The sequence below is a fragment of the Luteibacter sp. E-22 genome (genome assembly GCF_049913125.1).
Classification (GTDB): domain Bacteria; phylum Pseudomonadota; class Gammaproteobacteria; order Xanthomonadales; family Rhodanobacteraceae; genus Luteibacter.
Map to the genome: position 1 here is coordinate 3,594,069 of NZ_CP183975.1, position 26,018 is coordinate 3,620,086.

The window sequence follows — 26,018 nt, forward strand, 5'->3', positions numbered from 1 at the left end:
CAGTGCCCGTCCGCGCCGTATCGCTCGACCTCGACGACACCCTGTGGCCGGTGCTTCCGGCCCTGATCGAGGCCGAGCACTGCGTCGACCGCTGGCTCAGGCAGCACCATCCCGATGTCGCTCACGCATGGCCGATCGAGGCCATGCGTGAACTCCGCGAGAAGATCGCGCGGGAACACACCCATCTCTCCCACGATTTCAGCGAACAGCGCCGGCTGACCATCCGCCATGCCTTCGCTGCCTGCGGTATCGACGACGCACCGGTCGACGAGCTGTGGCGCATCTATTTCGCCGCCCGCAACAACGTGGAGCTGTATCCCGACACCCTGCCCGCGCTCGAACGCATCGCCGGGCACGTGCCGCTGGTCAGCATCTCCAACGGCAACGCCGATCTCGAAGTGATCGGCCTGCACCACCTCTTCCATACCCGCCTCAACGCCAGCGGCGTCGGCGTGGCCAAGCCGCATCCGCAGATATTCCTTGCGGCCGCCGAAGCGCTTGGCGTGGCGCCGGCCGAGATTCTTCACGTAGGTGACGATCCGTTGCTCGACGTGGTGGGTGCGCGCGAAGCGGGCATGCGTACGGTATGGCTCAATCGCACGGGCGAACGCTGGTCGCATGGACCCGCGCCGGATCTCGAATTCCCCGATATGACATCTCTTGCGGATTGGATTGAAGCGTCGGCTTTGACGGACGGCTAGAATAGGCATCCACCGATAGCAACAGAGGCACGGGAGCCCTGATGTCGCCGCTGATCGAACGCAAGTCCGGAAAACGTACCGCCATCCCCATCGAGATGGTCGATGTCGCCGGCATGCTCGCCACCGAAGCGCGCCTGGACGACATGCAACGCCAGTGGCTGGCGACCACCGCATTCCGCCCGATGCCCGGCGCACTCACCGTATTGCCGGATGCCCACGGCGGCATCACGCGCGTGCTGGTCGGCGTGGATCGCGGCAATCCGCTGGCCGCCCTCGGCGCCCTGCCCTATCGCCTGCCGCAGGGCATGTATGAACTCGCCCCGGAAGGCGTGATCGACGATCGCGACCTCGTCGCCCTCGGCTGGGCGCTCGGCGCCTATCGCTTCGACCGTTATCGCGCCAGCGATCGTCCGCCCGCGCAGCTGGTGGTCGACGCCGCCACGCTGCGTACGCTGCAGCCGGTGATCGACGCCACCTGGCAGGTGCGCGACCTCGTGAACACCCCCACCGAGGACATGGGCCCCGAGCATCTCGCCCAGGCCATCCACGCGCACGCCACCGAGCACAAGGCGAAGGTGCGCGAGTGGGTGGGCGACGAGTTGCTCGAAGCCAACTTCCCGACGATCCACGCGGTGGGCCGTGCGAGCCATCGTCCGCCGCGCCTCATCGAGCTCACCTGGGGCAAGAATTCCAACCCGAAGCTCGTGCTGATCGGCAAGGGCGTGTGCTTCGACACCGGCGGCCTGGACATCAAGCCGTCCGACGGCATGCGCTGGATGAAGAAGGACATGGGCGGCGCGGCCCATGCGATCGCATTGGCCGGCCTGGTGATGAAGGCGAAGCTGCCCGTGCGGCTCACGCTGCTGGTGCCCGCGGTGGAAAACGCCATCGCCGGCAACGCCATGCGTCCGGGTGAGGTCATCCGCACGCGCGCGGGTCACACGGTGGAAGTGGACAACACCGATGCCGAAGGCCGCCTGGTGCTGTGCGACGCCATCGCCTACGCCGCCGAGCAGGCACCCGACCTCATCGTCGATTTCGCGACGCTCACCGGTGCGGCCCGCGTGGCGCTGGGCCCCGAAGTGCCGGCGCTGTTCACCAACCGCGACCAGCTCGCCGATCACGTGATCGGTGCGGCCGAGTTCACGCAGGACCCGCTGTGGCGCTTGCCGTTGTGGCGCCCGTACCGGCGCATGCTCGAATCGTACGTGGCCGACTTCGCCAACGCGGGGCCATCGCGCCACGCGGGCGCGATCACGGCCGCGCTCTACCTCGAGCGCTTCCTGCCGGACAGCCAGAACTGGATGCACCTGGATACGTATTCATGGAACGACGGGGATCGTCCCGCGCATCCGCGGGGTGGCGAGGCGCAGGGCCTGCGCGCGTTCTTCCGTTTCCTGTCCGAACGCTATTCCTGATTCCCCGGGTTTCCGGACGTCCGCACGAACGGAACCTCCCGCTGCACCGGTCGGATGACATAACCGACCGGCAACCACCCGGTGGCACCGGGCGCCAGCGATACCGTCTCGAAGAGCACCGCGCGGGTGTAGTGGGCCACGAAGATCACGTTGAGGTAATCGCCGGCGGGTAGACCCACCGGATCGCGCACCCGCGTCACCTCGAACCATTCGCGGCCGACGAGGAGTCCGCGATCCACGCGGATCTTGCGCAGATAGCGCACCCATTCGGGACGCGAGACGAGCTTCTGCATCATGGCGCCGGCTTCCAGCCACATGGCGTCCGCGCGACGGCCGTCGGACATGCGGACCCAATGGGTGGCGCAACTCACCGCGTTGTCCAGCGAGTTCGGCTGCGGGCCGAGGCGCGGCGTGTTGCTGATGCTCAGCAGTGAGGCGAATGGCGTCGTGCCAGGAATGCCAGCCACGGGAATTTTTCGTGCGGGTGCCGGCACCGAGGACATGGTCCGTTCTCCGTCATGGGATCTCAGCTTCCGGCGCCAGACGACCGGTGCCAAGTCAGCCGGAAGGGATACGCGGTTGGTGGGGGTCGGCGGGGTTGCCGCGCTGGCGCGCTGATCGCCGACAGAGTCGGCTCCCACCAGGGTGAGGAATGCTTGGTGGGAGGGATGCTTGGTGGGAGGGATGCTTGGTGGGAGCCGACTCTGTCGGCGATCAGCGCCGCCCGAAGGCGAGGACGTCGGACGTATAAGTCTCCACCACGAGGCTGAACGGCTGGTTCGCCTCCGTATACAGCACCGCCCGGTGCCGCAGTACCTCATGCGGAATGGCCAACGCGCCCTTGTGCGGCGGCGGCAACGGCGCATCCATCTCCCAACCCGCGGGCAGCGGCGACCACAGAAGGTCGGCGCTGATCGTCTGCCGGCGGAAGTGCAGCGCCTGCACCACCTTCCCGAACGGCTGGTCGGTGGTGTCGAGGATCTGGTTCATTTCCGGGGTGAGCCGCGCGGGCACGTACCAGTTGTCCGCCTCGGACAGCACGTGCTCACCGCAGGCCAGCTGTACACGCCGATAGCGCACGGGCTCGTTCGGACCGATGCCCAGCGCCGCCCGCTCGTCGTCGGGCAACGGTTTGTCCTGCCCCTTCACGCGCCGTGCGACGATCTTCACCTCCGGCGCCAGCGCGTGCGCGCCGCACCAGCGTTCCAGCGTCAGCGTGGCGCTGGGGTGGCTGAGCAGGTCGGCGTTGAGCGACTGCAACAGCGCCAGCGCCTGCGTGCGCGAGCTGACATCGTCCGTCCACGGCTCGCGCGCCTGCGCGGTGGCCGCCATGACGGCGAGGGAAGTGGCGGCGATGATCGTTCGGGTGTTCATGGCATCGGGACCTTGGAGGGACGGCATCGCCGCTGAAGCGGCTCCCACATGGTGGTTCATGATGTGTGCGGTCAGAGGCCCTTGGCGGCTTGGGCGACGGCGCGGAAGAGCGCGCGGCCCTTGTTCATGGTTTCTTCCCACTCGGCGGCCGGATCGGAATCGTAGACGACGCCGCCGCCTGCCTGCACGTGCAGGCGGCCGTCCTGGATCACCGCGGTGCGGATCGCGATCGCGGTGTCCGCGTCGCCCCACCAGCCGAGGTAGCCGATGGCGCCCGCGTAGATGTTGCGCTTGAACGGTTCCAGCTCCTGGATGATCTCCAGCGCGCGGATCTTCGGCGCGCCGCTGACCGTGCCCGCCGGGAACGCCGCCTTGAGGACATCCATGTACGAGAGGTCGTCGCGGATATCGCCTTCCACCTGGGAGACGATGTGCATCACGTGCGAGTAGCGCTCGACCACGAAGGAGTCGGTCAGCTCCACCGTGCCGGTCTTGCTTACGCGGCCCACGTCGTTGCGGCCGAGGTCGATCAGCATGAGGTGCTCGGCACGCTCCTTGGCATCGGCGAGCAGCTCGGTCTCGAGCGCGACGTCTTCCGCTTCGTCCTTGCCACGACGGCGCGTGCCGGCGATCGGACGCAGCACCACGCGCCCGTCCTTCAGGCGCACGAGGATCTCCGGCGACGAACCGACGATCTGCGTCGAGCCGATGTCGATGAAGTACATGTACGGCGACGGGTTCATCGCGCGCAACGCGCGATAGACGTCCACGGGGCGCGCGTTGAAGCCGATGCTCAGGCGCTGCGAGGGCACCACCTGGAAGATGTCGCCGGCGCGGATGTATTCCTGCGCCTTGCGCACCGTCGCTTCGTATTCCTCGCGCGTGAACGAGGATTTGAAATCGGATTCGTCGAGCGCTTCCGGCTGCAGCATCTGCGGATACGACACGCCGCTCTGGCGCAGGCGGAAGGCCAGCGCGTCGAGGCGTCGCGAGGCTTCGGCATAGGCTTGCGGCTTCGCCGGATCGGCATGGACGATGAGGTACAGGCGCCCTTTGAGGTTGTCGAAGACGGCCACTTCATCCGCGAGCATCAGCAGCACGTCGGGCGTGCCCAGCTCGTCCTTCTTGTCCCACTGGGCCAGGCGTTTTTCGATGTAGCCGATGGTCTCGAAACCGAAGTAACCCACCAGGCCACCGGTGAAGTCCGGCAGGCCGGGCAGCTTGGGCACGTCGTACTGCTTGCGCAGGATCTCGATCTCGGCGAGCGGATCGTCGAGGTGGCGGCGCTCGACCACTTCGCCGTTGTCCTCCACTTCCAGTTCGTGCCCGCGCAGGCGATACACGCGGCGCGCCGGCAGGCCGATGATCGAATGACGTCCCCAGGTGGCGCCGCCTTCCACGGATTCGAACAGGAAGGTGTACGGGCCATCGGCGAGCTTGAGGTACACCGACAGCGGCGTGTCGAGGTCGGAGAAGACCTCGCGCACCAGCGGAATCCGGGTATGGCCCTGTGTGGCGTAGGCGTCGAACTGTTCGCGGGAGATCATCGGGCGATGGGGACGTTGGAGTGATCGCCGATTGTAGCTGCTCCGGTGGGAGCCGACCTGGTGGGAGGTTCCGCTGTTGTGGGAGCCGCTTCAGCGGCGATGGGTGCTTGCCGCAGGCTGGCCCGCTGCCGCGGGATCGCCGACAAAGTCGGCTCCCACAGGGCCCTACAAAACCCCCACAAGATCGACTCCCTGAGGTCTATTCCTATCCCGAGGTCTATTCCTATCCGGTCTACTCGATCTTGATAGCAGCGAGTTCCGCTGTTGTGGGAGCCGCTTCAGCGGCGATGGGTGCTTGCCGCAGGCCGGCCCGCTGCCGCGGGATCGCCGACAAAGTCGGCTCCCACAGGGCCCTACAAAACCCCCATAAGATCGACTCCCCGAGGTCTGTTCCTATCCCGAGGTCTATTCCTATCCGGTCTACTCGATCTTGATAGCAGCGAGTTCCGCTGTTGTGGGAGCCGCTTCAGCGGCGATGGGTGCTTGCCGCAGGCCGGCCCGCTGCCGCGGGATCGCCGACAAAGTCGGCTCCCACAAAGGCGGCATCTACCAAAGCGGGTGTTCCCCTAACTGGCTCCTACCGCTCAGCCCAGGCGCTGGCGGGGAAGGCCCTTGAGGTGGAGGGTGAAGGCCACGCCGTCTTCGAGGTTCCGGGCGCTGGCGCTGCCCTGGTGGCGTTCGGCGACGAGGCGCACCACGTACAGGCCGAGGCCGAGGTGCGGCGCGTCGCCGGGGGTGGCCTTGTCGCGCAGGCTCACCAGCGAATCGAACAGTCGTCCCTGCATCGCCGCGGGCAGCGGCGGACCCTGGTTGGACAGTTCGATGTCCGCGCCCTCGGCCGTGGGCCGCAGGGCGATGTGTAGCCAACCGCCGGGAGGCGTGAACGACAGCGCGTTGTCGAAGAGCTTGTCGAGCGCCTGCGCGATCAGTTCAGGCGAGACGTGCATGAAAACCGGCGCGGACGGCAGTTCCGCCTCCAGGCGCCGGTCGGCGGCCAGGCCACGGTAGCCCTCGGCACAGCCGCGCACGATGTCGGCCAGGTCCACGTCTTCGGCCTCCGCCGAGGCGATCGCGCGCTCCATGCGGCTGGCTTCGCTCATCGCGCGGACCAGCGCACCCAGCCGTGCCACGCCATCGCGTGCCCGGGCCAGGTAAGGCTCTGCCTCGGCGGGCAGGCCCGCATGGTCGAGGTTGTCCAGCGAGGACTTCACGATGGCCAGCGGCGTGTTGAGTTCGTGCGAGAGCTTCGACGCCAATGTGCGCAGGTAGTCGGTGTACCCGCCCACCACTTCGAACAGGCGCTCGAAGCTGCGTGCGAGATCGCCCAGTTCGTCGGCGGCGTCGGTTAACGGGAAGGGGCCATCCAGGCGGCCGTCGTTGGCCTGCGCGCGTTCCGCCGCGTTGCGCAGGCGGCGCAGGCGGAAGGTGAGCCGCGTGGCGAACAGCAAGAGCACGCCACCGGCGATGAGCAGCACGGCGAAGCTGGTAAGCAATAGCCCGAACAAGGCGCGATTGGCGAGCAGCGGCACCGCGCGGCTGGGCTGTTCGAGCAGCACCACGCCATGCAGCGCGCCACGCATCTGGATCGGCATCGCTGCGGCGAGCACCACGCTGCCGCGCGCCTCGCCCGCGCGCCACGCCGTGGCCGGCTTGCCTTGCAGCGCTTCGCGCACTTCGGGCAGGTCGATGCGCGGGGCGTCTTCGGCCCAGGCGCTTTCGTCGTCGAGGCGCGTCGCCAACAGCGAACGGTAGACCAGCGAGGCGAACCAGCCCGGTCGTTCCGCAGCGGGAAGATCGGGCAATTCGAGCTTGCCGCTTTGCGCCACCAGCCAGGCGTCGGCCGAGAGCACGCGCACGCGCACGCCGTCGGGCGCCAGCCTCGACACTTCCTGCGAGAGCGATGGAGAGAAGTCCAGCAACGGCCGGCTTTCGGCGGTGAGCGGTTCGTTGTCGCCGTCGGCGACGACGTGCACGCCCAGGCCGAAACGGTCGAGGCGCAGGCCACGCGGCAGGCGGAATTCCACGCGGAAACCACTGCCATCCTCCTGCCACTGCGCGTTGATGCGGTCGGGCAACACGCCTGCCTCCGCGTCGAGGGCGATGGCGGTGGTAGGGCCGGGCGCGGCGCTGGCCATCAGGTAGCGCTGCACGTCCTCGCCGCTGGCGATCGACACGATGAGGTGGTCGGCGCTGAGGACGAGGCGATCGCCGGCGTCGGCGCGGCGACGGTGCGTGGCGCGCACGTCCACGTAGAAGTACAGCCAGTGCTCGTCTTCGGCGAGCATCACGCGCGCGTTCTTGCCGAAATTTTGCGCCCACGGGCTGAGCGAGGCCCAGTCGTCGGCGTAGCCGTCGACGGTGATCGGCACCGGGGTGTGCTGGAGGTACCACGCGGCACCGGCCGGCGGCAGCGGGGCGTCGACCACCACGAGGCTGCGTGCCATGGCGCGTGCGGAGGCGACGAGGGCCTGCGCCTGGCCTTCGCGCAGGAGCGTCTCCATCTGGCGCACGTAGAGCCACCCGGCAATGGGCAAGGCCAGGGTGCAGAGGGCGACGAGGAGGAGTTTCTGGCGAAGGGTCATGGGGAGAGCATCGCCGACAGGGTCGGCTCCCACCAGATGGGTGGCGAGTCAGCTGATTCGATAGGGTGTGTGGGAGCCGCTTCAGCGGCGATGGGGTGCTTGCGGCGAGCTTGCCCGCTGCCGCGGGATCGCCGGCATAGCCGGCTCCCACGAGGACCACTCCCAGACGGGCCACCTCCAGACAGTTCACTCCCACAAAGGCCACTCCCACTCATGGAGCCGGTTGGGATGGAAGCGGCCTGACGGGAGCCGGCCAGGATGGTTTGGGGGGAGCCGATCCTGTCGGCGATGCGGTGTATCACGGCGTCCAGCGATACCCCACGCCGTGCACCGTCTCGATGGCATCGAAATCCGGCGCCAGCGCCACGAACTTCTTGCGGATGCGCTTGATGTGCGAGGTGATCGTCGCGTCGTCGACCACCAGTTCCGCCTCGCGCATCAGCTGGTCGCGGTTCTTCACGTGGCCGGGGAAGCGCACCAGCGTATGCACCATCCAGAACTCCGTGACCGTGAGCGGAATCTCGATGCCGTTCCACAACACGCGCATGCGCTCCGATTCCAGTTTCAGCGGCCCGTGCTCGATCACCGTCTCGCTCGCGGCCGGCGCCTTCAACGATTCGATGCGGCGGAACAGCGCCGCGATACGCGCGGCCAGCTGGTGCAGGCTGGTGTCCTTGGACAGGTAGTCGTCCGCCCCCAGGCGCAGCCCTGAGATCACGTCGAAATCCGAGTCCCGCGCGGTCAGGAAGATGATCGGCAACGTGGCCGACTTCGCGCGCAGTTCGCGGCAGAGGTCGAAACCGCCTTCGGGCTCGTCGCCCAGGCCGATGTCGATGATGACCAGTTCCGGCAGGCGCATGGCGAAGGCCAGCGAGGCGTCCGCGCGCGAGCCATAGCCACGCGTTTCGTAGCCGAAGCGGTTCAGTGCCTCCACGTAGTTGGCGCGGATGAGCGGTTCGTCTTCGACGATGGCGATGCTGCGGGCCATGGGCATTCCGTTGGAGTGTGGATCGGCGTGCGCAGGGTGCTATGGGGGCGCCCGCTCCGCAAGGGTGCGGGCGCGATTGCCCGCGTTTTGCCCCTTCTCGCGCCGGTGGCGAGCCGCAACGCCCGCCCGGCCAGGCGCGGCGGCATTATTTCACCCGGTGCAATGATGAAGTGTCAAACCAGGTGATTCTCACCAGGCAATAAGTACCGCAATCTGGCCATGCGGTACGGGAATTGGCCCGGCCGGAATTTTTCAGGACATCGACATGAAGCTCTATCACCATCCGCTGTCAGGCCACTCACACCGCGCCCGGCTGTTCGTCTCCCTGCTGGGCCTGCCCCATGAACTGGTCGAGGTCGACCTCATGGCCGGTGCGCACAAGACGCCGGAATACCTGAAGCTCAATCCGTTCGGCCAGGTGCCGCTGCTGGACGACGAAGGCGTGGCCGTCGCCGATTCCAACGCGATCCTGGTGTATCTGGCCAAGAAGGCCGGCCGCACCGACTGGCTGCCGGAAGATCCGGCGGGTGCCGCCGCCGTGCAGCGATGGCTGTCCGTGGCAGCCGGCGACGTGGCCTACGGTCCCGCTGCTGCGCGACTCATTACGGTGTTCGGCGCGAAGTACGACGCCAATGAAGTCATCGCCCGTGCCCACGTCCTCCTGAAACGGCTGGAGGCACGGTTGTCGACGCAGGACTGGCTGGCCAGCGAGCACCCGACGATCGCCGATGTCGCCATCTACAGCTATATCGCTCGGGCGCCGGAAGGCAACGTCGACCTCTCGGGCTACCCCGCCGTCAACGCCTTCCTGCGCCGGATCGAGGACCTGCCCGGCTTCGTTCCCTTCGCACGGACCCCGGTCGGCCTCGCCGCCTGACCTTGCCCTCTCGCCCGCACAGGACATCGCCATGACCGCGTCACTGAAAAAGCTGCCGACATGGCACGAGGGCGAGACCTTCATCCAGGAGAAGGTGGGCGTAGCCGAACGCATGGCGATCGTCGGCCAACGCGTGGTGCGCGACTTCATGCCCGACCAGCACCGAGAGTTCTATGCCCAGCTGCCCTTCGTGGTGCTGGGCAGCGTGGACACGCACGGCGACCCGTGGGCGACGCTCCTCGCGGGCAGGCCGGGTTTCATGTCCTCGCCGAACCCCACGACGCTGGACATGGCCCTCCGCCCGGACCCGAGCGATCCCGCGGCGGAAGGCGTGCGCGAGGGCGAGGCCATCGGCTTGCTCGGCATCGAAATGCATACGCGCCGCCGCAACCGCATGAATGGCTTTGTCGCGACGCCAAAGACGGGGACGGGATTTCGGGTCGATGTCGACCAGAGCTTCGGAAACTGCCCTCGCTACATCCAGCTCCGCGACATCAGTTACGTGCGTGATCCCTCGTTGCCATACACGGGCGTAGTGGAAGAGTCGATCCGATTGGACGCCACGGCACGCGCGATGATCGAGGCGGCGGATGCGTTCTTCGTCGCGACCTACGCCGACCGCGAAGACAGGCGGCAGGTCGACGTATCGCATCGCGGTGGCAAGGCGGGTTTCGTACGCGTCGGCGCGGATGGCACGCTCACCGTGCCTGACTTCAACGGTAACCTCTTCTTCTCGACACTCGGCAACATCGTCCTCAACGGCAAGGCGGGGCTCGTCTTTGTCGACTACGAAAACGGCGATGTGCTGCAGATGGTCGGCGACGCCGAGGTGATCCTGGAGTCGCAGGAAATCGCCGCATTCCAGGGCGCGGAGCGGCTGTGGACATTCCGGCCGCGTCGTATCGTGCGGCGGGCCGGTGCACTGCCGCTGCAATGGACGTTCCGCAAGGACGGTTGGTCGCCCAGCTCGCTCATGACCGGCGATTGGGACCAGGCGGCGGCTCGTTTGCAGGCGACCTCGCTCGCAACGCGCTGGCGTCTCTACAAGGTGACGCGGATCGTCGACGAAAGCCCGTCGATCCGTTCCTTCCATCTGCAACCGGACGACGGCGCGGGGCTCCTTTCGCATATCGCCGGCCAGCACCTGCCGGTGCGCGTCGCCTTGAACGGTACGGACAAGCCCGTCATCCGTACCTATACGTTATCCGTCGCACCATCGGACGGCGTGTACCGCATCAGCGTGAAACGCGACGGCGCGGTGTCGCGTCACCTGCACGACACCGTGAAGGTCGGCGACATCATCGAGGCACGCGAGCCGGATGGTGGCTTCAGCATCGATCCTTATGAAACGAGGCCGGTGGTGCTCCTGGCCGGAGGCATCGGCATCACGCCGCTGCTCGCGATGCTGCGTCACATCGTCTATGAAGGCCTGCGCAAGCAACGGATGCGTCCGGTCTTCCTTATCCAGGCGGCGCATTCGATGGCGGATCGACCGTTCGACAAGGAGATCGCGTCACTCGTCGAAGCCGCGCAAGGCGCGGTGACATGGACGCGCGTGTTGAGCGATACCGCAGGTGCGGAAGAAGGGCTCGACTACGACGTGGCCGGCCGCATCGACATGACCTTGCTGACGCACGTGCTGCCATTCAACGACCACGATTTCTATCTCTGCGGGCCGCCCTCTTTCACGCAATCGCTCTACGACGGCTTGAGGAAGTACGGCATCGGCGACACGCGAATCCACGCGGAGGCGTTCGGGCCATCGTCGTTGAAGCGTGCCGTGGACGCTGGCGCCAAGGAACCCGTTCGTCTTCCGGTATCTTCCCAGCCCGTGCATGTCGCCTTCATGGATTCGCTGAAGGAAGCACGCTGGACGCCGGAATCCGGCAGCTTGCTGGAACTGGCGGAAGCGCGTGGCCTGGAACCCGAGTTCAGCTGCCGCGAAGGCACCTGCGGAACCTGCCGGACGAAGCTGCTCAAGGGTGCCGTCACCTACCTCAAGGAACCGACCGCACGCATCGCGGACGACGAGGTGCTGATCTGCTGCGCGGCGCCGGCGGCAAGCGAAGGCGACGAGGAAAACCGCATCCAGCTCGCGCTCTGATGCTTCAGGCACGGGTGCTATCATCCCCGCGGAACGGCCGAGGGGAACGGATGGATCGCTGGCAAGCCATGCGCATCTTCGTGAAGGTGGCGGAGACAGAGAGTTTTTCCGAATCCGCGCGTCAGCTGCGCATGAGCGCGCCAGCGGTGACACGCGCCATCGCCGCGCTCGAAGAACTCATCGGCGCGCGCCTCTTCATCCGCACCACGCGTTCGGTGAAACTGACCGAACCGGGCAGTCGTTACCTCGACGATTGCCGCCGCATCCTCGCCGACATCGACGAGGCGGAAGCCGCCGTCGCGGGCTCGTACGCCACGCCTTCCGGCACGCTCTCCATCACGGCCTCGCTGCTGTTCGGACAGATGTACGTGCTGCCGATCATGCATGAGTATCTCGAGACCTATCCCACCGTGTCCGGCAGCCTTCTGTTCGTGGACCGGCCGGTGAACATCGTCGAGGAAGGCATCGATGTGGCGGTTCGCATCGGCCACCTTCCGGACTCGGGGTTCTCCGCCATCCAGGTCGGCTCCATACGGCGCGTGGTCTGTGGATCGCCGGCGTACTTCGAACGGCACGGCGTGCCCGCCACGCCTGCCGATCTCAAGGACCATCGCATCGCCGTGTCGACCAGCGCCTGGTCGTCGCCACACTGGCGCTTCATGGACGATCAACGGGTGACGATCGACCCCTGGCTCCAGTGCAACACCAACGACGCCGCGATCGCGACGGCCACGGCCGGCCTGGCGTTGACCCGGGTACTTCACTACCAGGTCGGGCCGGCCTTGCTCGAAGGCCGGCTCCAGGTGGTGCTTGCCGACCACGAGGAACCGCCGCTGCCCATCCACGTGCTTTATCCCGAAGGCCGCCACGCGCCCGCCAAGGTACGGGCCTTCGTCGACCTGGCCGTGTCGCGCCTTCGTGGGAACCCGCTGCTCAACTAGCGAGGGTTCGTTCCTGCACGAAGTCTTTGCCCGCGATTTGCCATAAACGATCCGCGGATTGCCCCACCCGGGACGCTCCGCCCGCCGCGCGTGGCATTCAAATGGCCATGACGGCGCGCCACCCGGCGCCGGAGGAGAACCCATGAAAACCAAGCCCGACGCCGACAACACCGAACTGGACCGCGACTTCGAGCCGCTGCGCGTCGCCCTCGCCCTGGGCGCGCTGGTCCTGGGCCTGCTGTTCGGCCTGCACTGACGGGAGACGCACGCATGGATCTCTTCGACGACTTCGTGGAACCGGCCATGGAAGGCCTTGGGGCGATCGGCACGCACGGAAGCGCGCCGATCGCCGGGCCGGCGGAACCCGACCCGAACTGGCAACCCGTGTAATCCGTTCCCCCTGAGACGCTCCTCCCCCGGAGCCTCCTTCACTCCCCCGGCCCGATGGTCCGGGGGAGCTTTTTCGTGCGTCCCGTCAGTCGGCCTGCGACTTGCGCGAGGCGACCTGGCCGATCGGCACCAGTTCCGCATCGCCGACGAACACGTGGCTGTCGTAGCCGTAGAAGTACTCGGCCTTCTGGGTCTGCAACATGCGGCCGAGCGAGAAGCCGCCTTCGGTCAAGCCTTCGATATACAGACTGCCGCCAAAATTCACGGTCGCGAAGATCTGCTGGTACGCGCGATCGAAACGGCGCTCGGCACGGGGTGCCGCTACCTTGTCCGCGTACGTCTCCTTGAGTTGTTTCCAATAGGCATTGGCCTGGGCCATCTCCTCCGGCGTGACTTGTTTGTACGCGGAGACGAAGGCGGGCTCATACGAGGGGTCGTGGCGCTCAGCAGCCAGCGCGAGCCAGGCGAGGCCCAGCGGGCGGTTCTTCTCCGCATGGTCCCCGTTGAAGTACATGACGCCGAGCGCATACTGCGCTGGCTTGCTGGCCCAGCGAGCGGCGTCTTTCAGGCTTTCGCGTGCCAGGCCGTCATGGCCGCTCCAGTAGTTGCGCGCGGCCGAGCAGAAGTAATAGTCGCCGGGCAGGAAGCGCTCGAGGCCTCCGGGGCAAGGCATCAATGACTTTGAGACATCGCTCTGCTGGTCGGGCAGCGGTTGTGGGCGCTCACCTGCCGTGGCGGCGAGGGGCGTGGTAAGCGCCAACGATAAAGCGAGTACGGACAACGTCTTCACGAGCGCATCCTCCATCTGCTCCACCCCGAGCGTCATTAGAGTACTACAGGGTTTGCTTTATCGCAGTGAAACCTTGTTTAAGCGTCCCGACGGCTGTTACTTGCCGTCGATGGCCGCATGCATGCGCCGGATCACGTCGGCGTAGTCCGGCGCGTTGAAGATGGCCGAGCCCGCCACGAAGGTGTCCGCGCCGGCGGCCGAGATCTGGCCGATGTTGTCGGCGTTGACGCCGCCATCCACCTCCAGGCGGATCTTGCGGCCGCTGGCGTCGATGCGCTCGCGCACGTGGCGGATCTTGTCCAGCGCGCCCGGAATGAACTTCTGCCCGCCGAAACCGGGGTTCACCGACATGATCAGCACCATGTCGATCTTGTCCATCACGTAGTCGAGCCAGTTCAGCGGCGTGGCCGGGTTGAACACCAGGCCGGCCTCGCAGCCCTCGCCCTGGATCAGCTGGATGGTGCGGTCCACATGCTCGCTGGCTTCGGGGTGGAAGCTGATGCTGCGCGCGCCGGCCTTGGCGAAGTCGGGCACGATGCGGTCCACCGGCTTGACCATCAGGTGCACGTCGATGTGCTCGGTGATGCCGTAGTCGCGCAGTGCCTTGAGCACCATCGGGCCGATGGTGAGGTTGGGCACGTAGTGGTTGTCCATCACGTCGAAGTGCACCCACTGCGCACCGGCGTCGAGAACCTTGCGCGTGTCCTCGCCCAGGCGGGCGAAGTCGGCCGAGAGGATGGACGGGGCGATGACGGGGGACTGCTTGGCCATGATGGGTACCGTGGTGTGACGGAAGTGGTCAGGGTATACGGTTGTCGCTAAAGCTGGCGTGGATGGATGTGCCTTGTGTCGCTGCCGCGGCAGCGCCGACAAAGTCGGCTCCCACAAGGGCACGGGTCGGTTTCCACGGGCTAGGGGCTGCACCGGGGCCGGCTCTGGTGGGAGCCGACTTGTCGGCGATTATTTGAAACCCCGCTCCGCCTTGATCCGCTCGTACGCCGCGTTGATCTCGCTGGCCCGCGCTTCCGCGCGCCGGCGCATGTCGTCCGGAAGGTCGCCCAGCCGGTCGGGGTGGTGCTCGGAAATCAGCTTGCGATAGGCGCGTTTGATCGCCCGGTCGTCGGCGTCGCGCTGGATGCCGAGGATCGCGTAAGGGTCCGGCCCCTGCGTGTTCCGCTGCGGCGGCGCGTAGCCGCCACCGCCACCGTACGAGCGGCCACTGGCGCCGGCGTTCCAGGCGTAGCCCTTCATCGCCATGAGCGCCATCAGTTCCATGTCGCTGACGCGAAGGGCGAAAGCGAGCTGGCGCAGGATGGCCATCTTCTCCGGGGACGGATTGCCCTCGGCGAGCACCGTTTCGATCACTACGTCGATCACCGGGAAGGCGTGGTCGCGGCGATGTCCGACCCATTGGCGCAGCTCGTCGATGACGGCGGTGGCGTTGAACTCGGGCTGCTTGCCCTCGTTGAACGCCTCAATGGCGACACGCCGGGCCTCCTGGTCGAGGCCCATGCGCGCCATCAGGCGCTCGGCGATGGCGATTTCCCTTTCGGAAACGCGGCCGTCGGCCTTGGCCACGGCGCCGATCAGGGCGAACAAGGGGGCGACATACCCGCCTTGCGTCGGCGTGCGCCGGCGTTGTTGCTGGCGGCTGGCGTCGAACATGAAGCCGAGGGCGCCGCCGACGAGGGCGCCGAGCAGGTTGTGCGTCAGCCACATGCCGAGCACGGCGCCGATGAGAGTGCCGGTGAAATTCATTGAACGGCCCTTGGGGGGTGCGGGGCGGCGGGATTCTGCGCGGAGAACCACTGCGCGAGCTGGTCGAGCTCGGCGTCGGAAAGCGGACCGGTGGCGGCGCGCATCACGGGAATGTCGCGGCGGCCGTCGCGGTACTGGCGCAAGGCCTCGCGCAGGTAATCGAGCTTCTGGCCCGCGAGGTTGGGCGCGCCCGGGATCCGCGCCATGCCGTCCTCGCCATGACAGGCCGCGCACAGGCCCAGCCGCGCCGGCTTCGCGGGCGGTGTGGCAAGGGCAGGGGCTGTGAAGGCCAGGGCTAATGCCGCGGTCGTGAGGATTCGCATGGCGAGGCTATGGGGGCGGTAACCTAAAATTCTAGCAGGCCGACCCGGCGACCACCGCTACAATGGGCGGATCGATCGCCTACCGGAGTCCCCGCCGTGCCGACCACCCTTTCGCAATCCGACCTGCCAGGCCTGGAGCTCATCCATCGCGGCAAGGTCCGCGACGTCTACGCCCTGCCCGGCAACCGCCTGCTGATGGTGGCGACCGACCGGCTGTCGGCCTTCGACGTGGTGCTCCCCGACCCGATCCCCGGCAAGGGCGAGATGCTCACGCAGATCTCCAACTTCTGGTTCGCCCGCACCGCGCACATCATTCCGAATCACCTCACCGGCGACGATGTCGCCTCGGTACTGCCCGCCGGTGTCGATCCGGCGCTGTACGCGAAGCGCGCCGTGGTCACCAAGCGCCTGAAGCCGGTGCCGGTGGAAGCGATCGCGCGCGGCTACCTCATCGGCTCGGGCTGGAAGGATTACCAGGCCACCGGCGCCCTGTGCGGCATCACCCTGCCCCCGGGTCTGCAGCAGGCGCAGAAGCTGCCGGAGCCGATCTTCACGCCGTCGACCAAGGCCGCCGTCGGCGACCACGACGAGAACGTGAGCTTCGATGCCGTGGTGGCCGCCGCGGGCGAAGACCTCGCCAACGCCGTGCGCAAGGCCACGCTGGAGATCTACGCCTTCGCCGCCGCCTTCGCCGCGGAGCGCGGCATCATCGTCGCCGACACCAAGCTGGAGTTCGGCACCGACGAGAACGGCGTGCTGCACGTGATGGACGAGATGCTCACCCCCGATTCCTCGCGCTTCTGGCCCGCCGACGCGTACAAGGTCGGGATCAGCCCGCCCAGCTACGACAAGCAGTTCGTCCGCGACTACCTCGTGGATATCGGCTGGAACAAGTCGCCGCCGGCCCCGAAGGTGCCGGAAAGCGTCATCGCCGGCACAGCGGCGAAGTATGCCGAGGCGCTCGACAAGCTGGCCGGCATCCGACTGGACTAAGCTTCCCCCATCGAGGCATTACGGAGGGGAGCGCCATGCGCGACGCAGCCACCTGGTTCGGCAACTACAGCCGCGACCACCAGAACCCGACCAACCAGCTGATCCACTGGATCTGCGTACCGGCGATCACCTGGACGGTGGTCGCGCTGGTCTGGCTGATCCCCGTCCCCGGCTGGCTGGGACGGCCGGGGCTCTGGGCCGTGCTGGCGATGTTCCTGGCCTTCTGCTTCTACTACTACCGGCTTTCGCGAAAGATCGGCCTGGCCATGGCGGGCGCTTTCATCGTGCTGGCCCTGGTCACCGACACGATCTACAACGCCATCGGCTCCACCGGCTTGGTCCGGTTGGCCATCGGCGTGTTCGTGGTGGCCTGGATCGGCCAGTTCATCGGCCACAAGATCGAAGGCCGACGCCCCTCCTTCTTCACCGATATCCAGTACCTGCTGATCGGCCCCGCGTGGCTGATGAGCAAGGCCCTCGGCCGCTTCGGCGTGTCGTACTGACGGACACGCCGTGACCCAGCCCCTCCTGACCTTCCTCTCCGCCGCCATCTGGTGGGTGATCTATTCCAGCGCCGTCGCCGTCGTCCCCGCCCTGATCGTATGGCTTGCCCTGCGCTGGCTGGAAAAGACGCCCGTGGTCTTCAACAGGGCCTACATGGCCAGCCTGGTGTGGTCGCTTGCCGCCGTGCTGATGGGCGGCCTGGCCATCGCCGCGCAACACGGCCAGGCGCCGGGGCAGTCGATCTTCGTGCTGCCGTGGGTGCGCGCTTCCCTGGTGGCCGACATGCTTCTCGGGGCCTGGCTGATCTGGTGGCTGGTACCCCGGATCGACGCCCGCCGGGTCAAGCCCACCAGCGCCTGCATGGCCGTGGCCCTGGTGATGGTGGTGGCGATGGTCATCGGAACGGCCATTCGTCGATAGAAGCCTCCTATCGAGTCCATCCAGACGATCACTTGGACTCATGGCATGCCATCCCCATAATGAGATGCATTCCCATTGGAGAGTCCGGCCATGGCCAGGAAGATCAAATACGCCGCGACGCACTTCAGCATCGCGTTTTCCATGAGTTACGCCGTGAACCAGAACGTGGCGCTCAGCACGATCGTCGGTATCGCCGAACCGATCGCCTTCGCCATGGGCCGGGGCGCGTCACGCGAGGCCCGACGCGGCCTACCCCTAGCGCGCGCCGCCTGATCCACCGCCTGTGCGGGCGTTGGCGTCGGTGACGGCGCGAGTGAATCCTTCGAACGGGATGTCGGTGATGCCGACCAGCCCGATATGCGCGTTTTCTCCGTCGAGGATGCGGCCGGTCACTGGCTGGTCCACGTACTGGAACCAGTGCGTTCCGACGATCACGCCGGACGCCACCGCGGCGTCGACGAACCGCGCATAGGCCTTGCCGCGTTCCTCCTCGCTGGCCACCGCGGCGACGCCGTTGCCGAAGGGACCGCGATCCGCCGAGCCGAAGTGGAATTCCGTGATCAACACGGGCTTGTCCATCTTGCGGAAGGCGGCCACGTCGAAGCCGTGCTCTGGCAGGTCGGTATAGGTGTTGATGCTGGTGACGTCGGCATAGGCCGCGCTGGCTTCTTCCACCTCGGGCGTTCGGACGGCCAGACGGCCGCCAAGGAACAGGTGGTGCGGATCGGCTTTCTTCAGCGTCTGCGCGACGGTGCGGAAGTATTGGTTCGCATAAAGCTTCAGGAAGGCGATGTAGTCGGCGGCGATCGCCGGATGCGCTTCGTTGGGGTCCGGCGCCTTGAATCCCTTGGCGGCCACCTGCTCCCAATTCGCCACCGGCACGCCCCACGCTTTCGCGAACGTGGCGGCGTCGCCGTGGGTCTTCTTCAGATAATCGAGGAAGGCCTGCTTGGCGGGGCTTTCCGGACCTTGCGCAAGGCTGCCCGTGGCGAGCGCCCAACGGCCTTGCGGTCCCTGCCCCGCCCACGAGAGTTCGTTGTCGGCGAAATAGCCCAGCAACCAGGGATCGTCGCGGACGCCCTTGGTCGCGTTGGCAACGGCGACCTCGGTGGCCTTGGTGAACCGTGGATCGAAGGGGTCGGGCATGCGGCCCCAGTAGTCGAACCCGGTGCCGACGGTGTTGAAGTCGCCGCGGATCAGGACAGGCACGGTGTAGGCGATGCGGTGGTCGCCCGCGAAGGCGGGGTCGCTCCAGTTGCCCAGCGTGTTGAACCGCCAGGCCTTCAGGCGATCCACGCTGCGCTTGCGCCACGCCGCCTCTGCCTTGTCGCCGAGCGAACGCGCGACGTTGTTCGCGTAGATATCCCACCAACGGCCGTGATTCATGCCGTTGTCGCGCTGCGAGCCTTGGTCGCTGCGGCTGTCGCCGCTGCCACCGAAAGGTCCGCTGGCGGCGGCAGGGTCGGCGAACATGTACTCGCGGCCTTGCACGTAGGTGCGCCCGTCGGTGAGGTTCACGGCATTGACGCCGAGTGAGAAAAACGCGTGCCCTTCCGGCGTCACCAGCCACCAGCGGCCGCCTTGCTTCTGCGCGTGGAACCAGCCGGTGGCTTGCATCGCCGGGAGGTCGGTGCGGCCACCGTACTGGTCGAGTCCTTTCGGCTCGGCGACATTCGGCACCGCGTTGGCACGCTTTTTCAGATCCGCGTCGCTGGCGATCTTTTCGGGCCAGTCGGCAAGCGTGTACTGGCCGTAGCGATCGACGATCGCGGTATAGGCGTGGCGCAGGTCGTCACTGCCGGCGACATCGTCGAGCTTGCCGAACAGCAAGGTCTGCGGCGCGCCGGGCTGGGGCATCGAGAGGGTGACCGAGGTGATGGCGCGCGCATCGATCGCCCCGTCGACCGAGGTGGCGACGAGGCGGTCGTCGAACGGCATCGGCGGGCCCACCTGCATGCCGAACGCGCGCGGCGAGGTGGCCTGCAACGGCAAGGACACCGTCTGCGGGGGACCAGGCGGTACGCCCACCGTCGCCGTGAGGTGCTTCGAGGCCGAGGCCACGTCGATCGTGAGCGTGACCGGCCATGGCATGCCGTTCTGCACGCGCAAGCGCAGGGTGCCATCGGCGGGCCATGCCCACGTGCCCTTCGGGGGCGTGAGCACGAGCGACGGCTTCGCCGCCGGCTTGAACGTCGCCGCCACCAGTTCCTCCCCTTCCGCGCTCTTGCGCACGGTGGGGTCGAGTACGGCGTCGTGCGCCGCGATGCGCACGTCCCCGGCCGGATGGACGAGATCGACGGCTGCCGCGGCGGCTACGCCCGCAGTGAAAACCGTCGAGGTGGCCAGCACGAAAAGGATGAGTGGGCGCATCGTCCCAATCTGCCACGCCAGACGTGAACATGTCCCGATCCAGTCGCGACAAATGCCGTCGTGGGAGCCGGGCATGCCGTTGTGGGAGCCGGCTATGGCGTTGTGGGAGCCGGCTATGCCGGCGATCCCGCGGCAGCGGGCCAGATCACGTTTCGCCTGTCGCCGCTGAAGCGGCTCCCACAATTAAACACCTCTCACATAAACACCTCTCACGGAGAAGGTCCAGGTGAAGTCCACCCCTCCATTGCTCAACCCGCCGCCCGGCGGCGCCACAGGTAATACACCGGCACGCCAACGGCGATGATCACCAGGCTCATCCCCGCATCCGCGGGCGCCGTCACCGCGGTCGCTGCGATCACGCAAAGCACCGTCGTGGTGAACACCAGCGGCAACCATGGATAGCCGGGCACCAGATAAGGCGACGGCTCCGACAGCAATTTCTTGCGATACCAGAAGATCGTCGCGATGCCGAACGCATGCGACAACCACTCGCCCACGGTCGTGTAGTTGAGCAAGGCATTGAAACTGCCCGAGAGGATCAGCACGATCGCCCACGCGCCGAGCGCCACCAGCGCGAACTGCGGCGCACCGGTGCGCGCATCGATGCGGGCGATCGGGCGGAAGAACATGCCGTCCGCGCTCATCACCTGCAGCACGCGCGCGCCGCCCGCGATGGCGATGCTGCAGTAGCCGAACGTGGAACACGCGATGCCGACGGCGATGATCGTGGCACCGGATTCACCGAACACGCGACGCATCAGGTCGGCGGCGGGCGCGGTGCTCGCGGCGAGACCGTCGTGGCCGAGCCCCGCCATGTAGGCGATATTCACCAGCACGTAGCACACCACCACGCTGGCCATGCCCAGCCCGAGCGCGCGTGGCAGCGTGCGTTGCGGATTGCGCACTTCGCCGGCCAGGTCGTTGAGGTAATGGAAGCCGCCATACGCGAACATCGCCGGTAGCAATGCGCCGATCACCGTGCTCGCCGGTACGTCATGCGTGGGATCGGCGGCGAAGGCCAGGCCGAGGTGGCCACGGGCGAGGAACAAGCCCACCACGATCAGCAGCGCGACGGCAGCGAGCTTCAACACGGTGAACGTGTTCTGCACCCAGGCGCCGGCGCGGATACCGAAGAGGTTCACCGCCACGATGAAACTGATGGCGCCGACCGCCAGCGGCTTCACCCATTCGTGCGGGAGACCCATGGCGCGGCACGCGTAGTCGGCGAAGGTGGTCGCGACCGCGGCGACGCTGCCCGGGTAGTTGATCAGCGCCATCGTCCAGCCGAACAGGAAGGCCGGCAGCTGGCCGAAAGCCTCGCGCAGATAGACGTAGGTGCCGCCGGCTTGCGGGCGCCGCGCACCGAGTTCGGCGTAGCAAAGCACGCCAGCGAGGGTGAGCAGGCCACCGAGCGTCCACAGCACGATGACTTCGGTGCCGGAACTGGTGAGTTGGGCGACGGTGGCCGGCGTGCGGAAGATGCCCGCGCCGATGACACCGCCAATGACGATCATCGCGGCATCCCAGATACCGAGGCGACGGAGGTAATGGGCAGGCTGAGGGGCTGGCATCCGCCGACCATGCCATAACCGGCGATGCAGGGCGATATGACCGTGGTCATGGGCCGGTTTCCGGCCGGCTGTCCCGTGTGGGAGCCGCTTCCCTTGTGGGAACTGCCTCCCTTGTGGGAACTGCCTCCCTGTGGGAGCCGCTTCAGCGGCGATGTCGCTCCAGGGTTATCTTTTGGCAGGCCATCGCCGGCATAGCCGGCTCCCACACAAGCAGGCTCCCACACAAAGCAGGCCTCCACACAGAGCAGGCTGGTACACGGAGCAGGCCGGCATCCATGCAGGCAGACAGCCTGGCAACCTATAACCAGACAGCATTCCAGTACGGGTAATCGCCGATTCGGTCGACCAACCCGGCACGCAACGGATTCGCGACGATGTATCGCGCTGCCACCTTTATGTCGTCATCCTTGCGAAGCGCCCGGTCCTGGAATGCCTTCTGCCAAACCGGGGAACGACGCCCCGTCGAGCGCTTGATCGAGCTGGACACCATAGCCTTGTATCTCGCTATGACCCGCGAAATATCCCCATCGTGAAGCTCGATCAGTCCGTGCCAGTGATCCGGCATCAGTACCCAGGCAAGGCAGCGGGCACCTTTCCAGGCCTCGGTCGAATGACAAATGCGGGAAGCGCGCCGTGCGCATGCGACATCGCGGAACAACGGAGCGCGGTTCCACGTCGTGGTCGTAACGAAGTAGACGCGACCGGGCTCTGATACCCGGCCGCGGCGAAGATCGCGGGAATGGGGTCGTGAAAACATTCACCGACCATGCCCGGCCGCGACGACCCGCGATGCCGTACGGCACCGCGGGCGTCGGTAGGTTATTTCTTCTTCGGGATGTACAGGTCGGTGATCGTGCCTTCGTACACCTCGGCCGCCATGCCGACGGATTCGGCGAGCGTGGGGTGCGGGTGGACGGTGCGGCCGATGTCACCGGCTTCGGCACCCATCTCGATCGCGAGGGCGAGTTCGGAAATGAGGTCGCCCGCATGCGGACCGACGATGCCGGCGCCGACGATGCGGTGGGTTTCCTCGTCGAACAGGAGCTTGGTGAAGCCTTCGGTGCGGTCGATGCCGATGGCGCGACCGGACGCCGCCCAGGGGAACTTGCCCACGCCGATCTTCAGGCCCTTTTCCTTCGCTTCGCGTTCGGTCACGCCGACCCAGGCGATCTCCGGATCGGTATAGGCCACCGACGGGATCACGCGTGCGTCGAAGAAGCTCTTCTGGCCGGCGGCCGCTTCCGCGGCGACCTTGGCCTCGTGCGTGGCCTTGTGCGCCAGCATCGGCTGGCCTACGAGGTCGCCGATGGCGAAGATGTGCTTCACGTTCGTGCGCATCTGGCGGTCGACGGGGATGAAGCCGCGCTCGCTGACTTCCACGCCGGCCTTGTCCGCGCCGATCTTGTTGCCGTTCGGCGAGCGGCCCACGGACACCAGTACGCGATCGTAGACGGTGGTCTCGGGAATGCTCTCGCCGTCGAAGGTGACTTCGATGCCCTTCTTCGTGGCCTTCGCCTCGACGACCTTGGTCTTGAGGTGGATGCCCTTGTAGCGCTTGGCGATGCGGCCCTGCAGCGGCTTCACCAGGTCGAGGTCGGCACCCGGCATGAGCTGGTCGGCCAGCTCGACCACCGTGACTTCCGAGCCGAGGCCCGCATACACCGTGGCCATTTCCAGGCCGATGATGCCGCCGCCCACGACGAGCAGCTTCTTCGGTACGTCGCGCAGTTCGAGCGCGCCGGTGGAATCGATGACGCGCTCGTCGTCCCACGGGAACGAAGGCAGCTTCACCGACTGCGAGCCGGCGGCGATGATGGCGTTCTGGAAGCGGATGAGCTTGGTGCCTTCGGCCGTCTGGACTTCCATTTCATTCGGCGAGATGAACATGCCGACGCCGGTGACGGTACGCACCTTGCGTGCCTTCGCCATCTGGGCGAGGCCGCCGGTCAGCTTGCCGACCACCTTTTCCTTGAACGAGCGCAGCTTGTCCAGGTCGATCTTGGGCTTGCCGAAGCTGATGCCGTGCGCCTCGATGGCGGCGGCCTCGTCGATCACGGCGGCCGCGTGCAGCAGCGCCTTCGACGGAATGCAGCCCACGTTGAGGCAGACGCCACCGAGCGATTCGTAGCGTTCGACCAGCACGGTGTCGAGGCCGATGTCGGCGCCACGGAACGCCGCGGTATACCCACCCGGGCCCGAGCCGAGGACGACCAGCTGGCACTCGATGTCCGCTTTGCGTCCGGAGTCGCCGGCCGCCTTCACGTTCGCGACGGGAGCCGGGGCCGCGACGGCCTGCTTCGGCGGTGCCGGAGCGGGCGACGGCACGGCGGGTGCGGGCGCTTCCTTCGCCACGGACTGGCCGACGACCTTGTCGGCCGCCGGCTTGCCGGCGTCGCCTTCGGCTTCGATCAGGGCGATGACGCTGCCGTCGTTCAGCTCGTCGCCGACCTTGACCTTCAGTTCGACGATGGTGCCCGCCTGCGTGGCCGGCACGTCCATCGTCGCCTTGTCGGATTCGAGGGTGATGAGGCTCTGGTCTTTCTCGACGCTGTCGCCGACCTTGACCAGGATCTCGATGACCGGCACGTCGTGCGAGCCGCCGAGGTCGGGAACCTTCAGTTCGATGGTGTTAGCCATGGTCCGGTCTCCCCGTCAGAGCAACAGCCGGCGGATGTCGCCGAGCTGGTTGGCGAGGTACACGGCGAAGCGCGCGGCGAGCGCGCCGTCGATCACGCGGTGGTCGTACGACAGCGACAGCGGAAGCATCAGGCGCGGCGCGAATTCCTTGCCGTTCCAGACCGGCTTCATCTGCGCCTTCGATACGCCGAGGATCGCCACTTCCGGGGCGTTGATGATCGGCGTGAACGCCGTGCCACCGATACCGCCGAGCGAGGAAATGGAGAAGCAACCGCCGGACATGTCGTTCGCGGTGAGCTTCTTGTCGCGCGCCTTCTTCGAGATCTCGCCCAGTTCGGCGGCGAGTTCGAGCAGGCCCTTCTTGTCGGCGTCGCGGATGACCGGCACGACGAGACCGTCGGGCGTGTCCACGGCGATGCCGACGTGGAAGTACTTCTTCAGCGTGAGCTTTTCGCCGGAGGCGTCGAGCGAGGCGTTGAAGGTGGGGAACTTCTTCAGCGCCGCGACCACCGCCTTGATCTGGAACACCAGCGGGGTGATCTTCAGATCCTTGTTCTCTTCGCCGAGCTTCTTGCGGAAGGCTTCCAGCTCGGTGATGTCGGCGTCCTCGTACTGCGTGACGTGCGGGATCATCGCCCAGTTGCGCGCCAGGTTCGCACCGGAGATCTTCTGGATGCGCGACAGCGGCTTCTCGTCCACCTCGCCGAACTTGGAGAAATCGACCTTCGGCCATGGCAGCAGGTTGAGCCCGCCACCGGCGGCGACGGCACCGCCCGCGGCTACCGGCGCGCCGGCGGTCATCACCTGCTTCACGTAGGCGGACACGTCTTCGCGCTGGATGCGGCCACCACGGCCGCTGCCCTTGACCCGGGCCACGTCGACACCGAGTTCGCGCGCGAAAGCGCGTACGGCCGGGCTCGCATACGGCACGGCGTCGGGCATGACCACCGATGCGTCGAACGACACCGGGGGCGTGCGCGGCGCACCACCCACCGGCACGTCGGCCGACGGCGCGGCTGCGGCTTCGCGGCGCGGCGCTTCGGCAGGGGCTTCGGAGATGCCTGGCTTGTCGCTGGACGGCGCCGGCTGTTCGACGGCGGCGGCTTCGCCGCCCTCGCCTTCGAGGATCGCGATGACGTGGTCGTCGTTGACCTCGTCACCGACCTTGACCTTCAGTTCCTTGATCACGCCCGCCGCGGGCGCGGGAATGTCCATCGTGGCCTTGTCGGACTCGAGCGTCATGAGGCTCTGGTCTTTCTCGACGCGATCACCGGCCTTGACCATGATCTCGATGATCGGCACCGGCTTGCCGCCGATGTCGGGAACCTTCACCTCGACCGGACCGGAGGATTTCGACGCCGACGGCGCCTTGGCCGCGGCGGGCGCGGGCGCCGGAGCGGCTGCCTTCGGGGCCTCGGCCTTCGGGGCTTCCGCCTTGGGCGCCTCGGCCTTCGGCTGTGCCGCCGGGGCGTCGCCCTCGGCTTCCACCAGGGCGATGACGTGGCCTTCGTCGACTTCGTCGCCGACCTTGACCTTCAGTTCCTTGATTACGCCAGCGAACGGCGCCGGAACTTCCATCGTGGCCTTGTCGGACTCGAGCGTCACCAGGCTCTGGTCCTTCTCGACGCGATCGCCGACCTTGACCATGATTTCGATGACGGGGACCGCGCTACCACCGATATCGGGGACGCGGGCTTCTTTGACGTCGGCCATGGAACCTCCTAAAAACA

Annotated in this window: 23 protein-coding genes; 9 read left to right on the plus strand and 14 right to left on the minus strand. The window is 66.8% G+C overall.

Translation table 11 applies throughout. From position 1 onward, the window contains the following. The first annotated feature begins 2 nt into the window (after positions 1-2). Both ACN9M2_RS16030 and ACN9M2_RS16035 read left to right on the plus strand, forming a co-directional pair. Complete coding sequence (locus tag ACN9M2_RS16030) at positions 3-701, plus strand: HAD family hydrolase (RefSeq protein WP_426285630.1); 699 nt, start codon at positions 3-5, stop codon at positions 699-701. Between the two features lie 41 nt (positions 702-742). Further along, positions 743-2,119, plus strand: a complete 1,377-nt coding sequence (locus tag ACN9M2_RS16035) for a leucyl aminopeptidase family protein (protein ID WP_426285631.1) — start codon at positions 743-745, stop codon at positions 2,117-2,119. Here the strand turns inward: ACN9M2_RS16035 and ACN9M2_RS16040 are convergent. The 5 genes from ACN9M2_RS16040 to pdsR form a co-directional block, all read right to left on the minus strand. Further along, entirely contained in the window at positions 2,110-2,622 is a 513-nt protein-coding gene (locus ACN9M2_RS16040; RefSeq protein WP_426285632.1) for a DUF4019 domain-containing protein, read from the minus strand. The two genes, ACN9M2_RS16035 and ACN9M2_RS16040, sit on opposite strands and share 10 nt — an antisense overlap. Positions 2,623-2,833: 211 nt before the next feature. Next, a complete protein-coding gene (locus ACN9M2_RS16045; protein WP_426285633.1) occupies positions 2,834-3,493 on the minus strand; it encodes a chorismate--pyruvate lyase family protein in 660 nt (219 codons plus the stop codon). A gap of 71 nt (positions 3,494-3,564) precedes the next feature. Then, the gene (gene trpE, locus ACN9M2_RS16050) at positions 3,565-5,040 is read right to left on the minus strand and encodes an anthranilate synthase component I (RefSeq protein ID WP_426285634.1); all 1,476 of its coding nucleotides are present in this window, start codon (positions 5,038-5,040) and stop codon (positions 3,565-3,567) included. A 584-nt stretch (positions 5,041-5,624) separates the two neighbouring features. Further along, positions 5,625-7,622, minus strand: a complete 1,998-nt coding sequence (locus ACN9M2_RS16055; RefSeq protein WP_426285635.1) for an ATP-binding protein — start codon at positions 7,620-7,622, stop codon at positions 5,625-5,627. Positions 7,623-7,920: 298 nt separating this feature from the next. Further along, positions 7,921-8,610 (minus strand): proteobacterial dedicated sortase system response regulator, encoded by a 690-nt coding sequence (gene pdsR / locus ACN9M2_RS16060; protein ID WP_371024452.1) that lies wholly within the window; start codon positions 8,608-8,610, stop codon positions 7,921-7,923. 265 nt (positions 8,611-8,875) lie between these two features. Here pdsR and ACN9M2_RS16065 point away from each other — a divergent pair, with 265 nt between their 5' ends. The 3 genes from ACN9M2_RS16065 to ACN9M2_RS16075 are packed head-to-tail and all read left to right on the plus strand — an operon-like array spanning position 8,876 to position 12,532. After that, a complete protein-coding gene (locus ACN9M2_RS16065) occupies positions 8,876-9,487 on the plus strand; it encodes a glutathione S-transferase family protein (protein ID WP_426285636.1) in 612 nt (203 codons plus the stop codon). Positions 9,488-9,518: 31 nt separating this feature from the next. Beyond that, positions 9,519-11,591: a pyridoxamine 5'-phosphate oxidase family protein gene (locus ACN9M2_RS16070; protein ID WP_426285637.1), complete on the plus strand. Its 2,073-nt coding sequence runs from the start codon at positions 9,519-9,521 to the stop codon at positions 11,589-11,591. A gap of 50 nt (positions 11,592-11,641) precedes the next feature. Next, positions 11,642-12,532: a LysR family transcriptional regulator gene (locus ACN9M2_RS16075; RefSeq protein WP_426285638.1), complete on the plus strand. Its 891-nt coding sequence runs from the start codon at positions 11,642-11,644 to the stop codon at positions 12,530-12,532. Between the two features lie 475 nt (positions 12,533-13,007). Here ACN9M2_RS16075 and ACN9M2_RS16080 read toward each other — a convergent pair whose 3' ends face one another. From ACN9M2_RS16080 to ACN9M2_RS16095, 4 genes are all read right to left on the minus strand, one after another. Then, on the minus strand, positions 13,008-13,712 hold the full coding sequence (locus tag ACN9M2_RS16080) for a hypothetical protein (RefSeq protein WP_426285639.1): 705 nt from the start codon (positions 13,710-13,712) through the stop codon (positions 13,008-13,010). Positions 13,713-13,808: 96 nt separating this feature from the next. Continuing rightward, positions 13,809-14,483 carry a ribulose-phosphate 3-epimerase gene (gene rpe, locus ACN9M2_RS16085; RefSeq protein WP_306849465.1) on the minus strand — a complete coding sequence of 225 codons (675 nt, stop codon included), beginning with the start codon at positions 14,481-14,483 and terminating at the stop codon, positions 13,809-13,811. 189 nt (positions 14,484-14,672) lie between these two features. After that, on the minus strand, positions 14,673-15,470 hold the full coding sequence (gene djlA / locus ACN9M2_RS16090; RefSeq protein ID WP_426285640.1) for a co-chaperone DjlA: 798 nt from the start codon (positions 15,468-15,470) through the stop codon (positions 14,673-14,675). Next, positions 15,467-15,793 (minus strand): c-type cytochrome, encoded by a 327-nt coding sequence (locus ACN9M2_RS16095; RefSeq protein ID WP_426285641.1) that lies wholly within the window; start codon positions 15,791-15,793, stop codon positions 15,467-15,469. The genes djlA and ACN9M2_RS16095 overlap by 4 nt, the downstream gene beginning before the upstream one ends. A 96-nt stretch (positions 15,794-15,889) precedes the next feature. On the opposite strand from ACN9M2_RS16095, the gene ACN9M2_RS16100 reads away from it, so the two are divergent. From ACN9M2_RS16100 to ACN9M2_RS16115, 4 genes are all read left to right on the plus strand, one after another. Beyond that, positions 15,890-16,786 (plus strand): phosphoribosylaminoimidazolesuccinocarboxamide synthase, encoded by an 897-nt coding sequence (locus ACN9M2_RS16100; RefSeq protein ID WP_426285642.1) that lies wholly within the window; start codon positions 15,890-15,892, stop codon positions 16,784-16,786. 35 nt (positions 16,787-16,821) lie between these two features. Further along, positions 16,822-17,289 carry a DUF962 domain-containing protein gene (locus ACN9M2_RS16105; protein WP_426285643.1) on the plus strand — a complete coding sequence of 156 codons (468 nt, stop codon included), beginning with the start codon at positions 16,822-16,824 and terminating at the stop codon, positions 17,287-17,289. A gap of 10 nt (positions 17,290-17,299) precedes the next feature. Then, the gene (locus ACN9M2_RS16110) at positions 17,300-17,710 is read left to right on the plus strand and encodes a hypothetical protein (RefSeq protein ID WP_426285644.1); all 411 of its coding nucleotides are present in this window, start codon (positions 17,300-17,302) and stop codon (positions 17,708-17,710) included. Between the two features lie 90 nt (positions 17,711-17,800). Beyond that, on the plus strand, positions 17,801-17,983 hold the full coding sequence (locus ACN9M2_RS16115) for a DUF2061 domain-containing protein (protein ID WP_426285645.1): 183 nt from the start codon (positions 17,801-17,803) through the stop codon (positions 17,981-17,983). On the opposite strand, the gene ACN9M2_RS16120 is transcribed toward ACN9M2_RS16115, so the two are convergent. The 5 genes from ACN9M2_RS16120 to aceF form a co-directional block, all read right to left on the minus strand. Continuing rightward, positions 17,966-20,080, minus strand: a complete 2,115-nt coding sequence (locus ACN9M2_RS16120; RefSeq protein WP_426285646.1) for a beta-agarase — start codon at positions 20,078-20,080, stop codon at positions 17,966-17,968. The genes ACN9M2_RS16115 and ACN9M2_RS16120 overlap by 18 nt on opposite strands. 248 nt (positions 20,081-20,328) lie before the next feature. Beyond that, positions 20,329-21,651: an APC family permease gene (locus tag ACN9M2_RS16125; protein WP_426285647.1), complete on the minus strand. Its 1,323-nt coding sequence runs from the start codon at positions 21,649-21,651 to the stop codon at positions 20,329-20,331. 298 nt (positions 21,652-21,949) lie between these two features. Further along, a complete protein-coding gene (locus tag ACN9M2_RS16130; protein ID WP_426285648.1) occupies positions 21,950-22,408 on the minus strand; it encodes an REP-associated tyrosine transposase in 459 nt (152 codons plus the stop codon). A gap of 62 nt (positions 22,409-22,470) precedes the next feature. After that, a complete protein-coding gene (gene lpdA / locus ACN9M2_RS16135) occupies positions 22,471-24,288 on the minus strand; it encodes a dihydrolipoyl dehydrogenase (RefSeq protein ID WP_426285649.1) in 1,818 nt (605 codons plus the stop codon). Between the two features lie 15 nt (positions 24,289-24,303). Then, positions 24,304-26,001 (minus strand): dihydrolipoyllysine-residue acetyltransferase, encoded by a 1,698-nt coding sequence (gene aceF / locus ACN9M2_RS16140; RefSeq protein ID WP_426285650.1) that lies wholly within the window; start codon positions 25,999-26,001, stop codon positions 24,304-24,306. Positions 26,002-26,018 lie beyond the last annotated feature (17 nt).

Bases quoted from the DNA above. Each gene is read 5' to 3' on its own strand.
- ACN9M2_RS16055 (WP_426285635.1), bottom strand. From the start codon at position 7,622: ATGACCCTTCGCCAGAAACTCCTCCTCGTCGCCCTCTGCACCCTGGCC.
- rpe (WP_306849465.1), bottom strand. From the start codon at position 14,483: ATGGCCAAGCAGTCCCCCGTCATCGCCCCGTCCATCCTCTCGGCCGAC.
- ACN9M2_RS16120 (WP_426285646.1), bottom strand. From the start codon at position 20,080: ATGCGCCCACTCATCCTTTTCGTGCTGGCCACCTCGACGGTTTTCACT.
- ACN9M2_RS16075 (WP_426285638.1), top strand. From the start codon at position 11,642: ATGGATCGCTGGCAAGCCATGCGCATCTTCGTGAAGGTGGCGGAGACA.
- ACN9M2_RS16095 (WP_426285641.1), bottom strand. From the start codon at position 15,793: ATGCGAATCCTCACGACCGCGGCATTAGCCCTGGCCTTCACAGCCCCT.
- ACN9M2_RS16130 (WP_426285648.1), bottom strand. From the start codon at position 22,408: ATGTTTTCACGACCCCATTCCCGCGATCTTCGCCGCGGCCGGGTATCA.
- ACN9M2_RS16040 (WP_426285632.1), bottom strand. From the start codon at position 2,622: ATGTCCTCGGTGCCGGCACCCGCACGAAAAATTCCCGTGGCTGGCATT.
- ACN9M2_RS16070 (WP_426285637.1), top strand. From the start codon at position 9,519: ATGACCGCGTCACTGAAAAAGCTGCCGACATGGCACGAGGGCGAGACC.
- lpdA (WP_426285649.1), bottom strand. From the start codon at position 24,288: ATGGCTAACACCATCGAACTGAAGGTTCCCGACCTCGGCGGCTCGCAC.
- ACN9M2_RS16115 (WP_426285645.1), top strand. From the start codon at position 17,801: ATGGCCAGGAAGATCAAATACGCCGCGACGCACTTCAGCATCGCGTTT.
- djlA (WP_426285640.1), bottom strand. From the start codon at position 15,470: ATGAATTTCACCGGCACTCTCATCGGCGCCGTGCTCGGCATGTGGCTG.
- aceF (WP_426285650.1), bottom strand. From the start codon at position 26,001: ATGGCCGACGTCAAAGAAGCCCGCGTCCCCGATATCGGTGGTAGCGCG.
- ACN9M2_RS16045 (WP_426285633.1), bottom strand. From the start codon at position 3,493: ATGAACACCCGAACGATCATCGCCGCCACTTCCCTCGCCGTCATGGCG.
- ACN9M2_RS16035 (WP_426285631.1), top strand. From the start codon at position 743: ATGTCGCCGCTGATCGAACGCAAGTCCGGAAAACGTACCGCCATCCCC.
- ACN9M2_RS16105 (WP_426285643.1), top strand. From the start codon at position 16,822: ATGCGCGACGCAGCCACCTGGTTCGGCAACTACAGCCGCGACCACCAG.
- ACN9M2_RS16125 (WP_426285647.1), bottom strand. From the start codon at position 21,651: ATGCCAGCCCCTCAGCCTGCCCATTACCTCCGTCGCCTCGGTATCTGG.
- pdsR (WP_371024452.1), bottom strand. From the start codon at position 8,610: ATGGCCCGCAGCATCGCCATCGTCGAAGACGAACCGCTCATCCGCGCC.
- ACN9M2_RS16065 (WP_426285636.1), top strand. From the start codon at position 8,876: ATGAAGCTCTATCACCATCCGCTGTCAGGCCACTCACACCGCGCCCGG.
- trpE (WP_426285634.1), bottom strand. From the start codon at position 5,040: ATGATCTCCCGCGAACAGTTCGACGCCTACGCCACACAGGGCCATACC.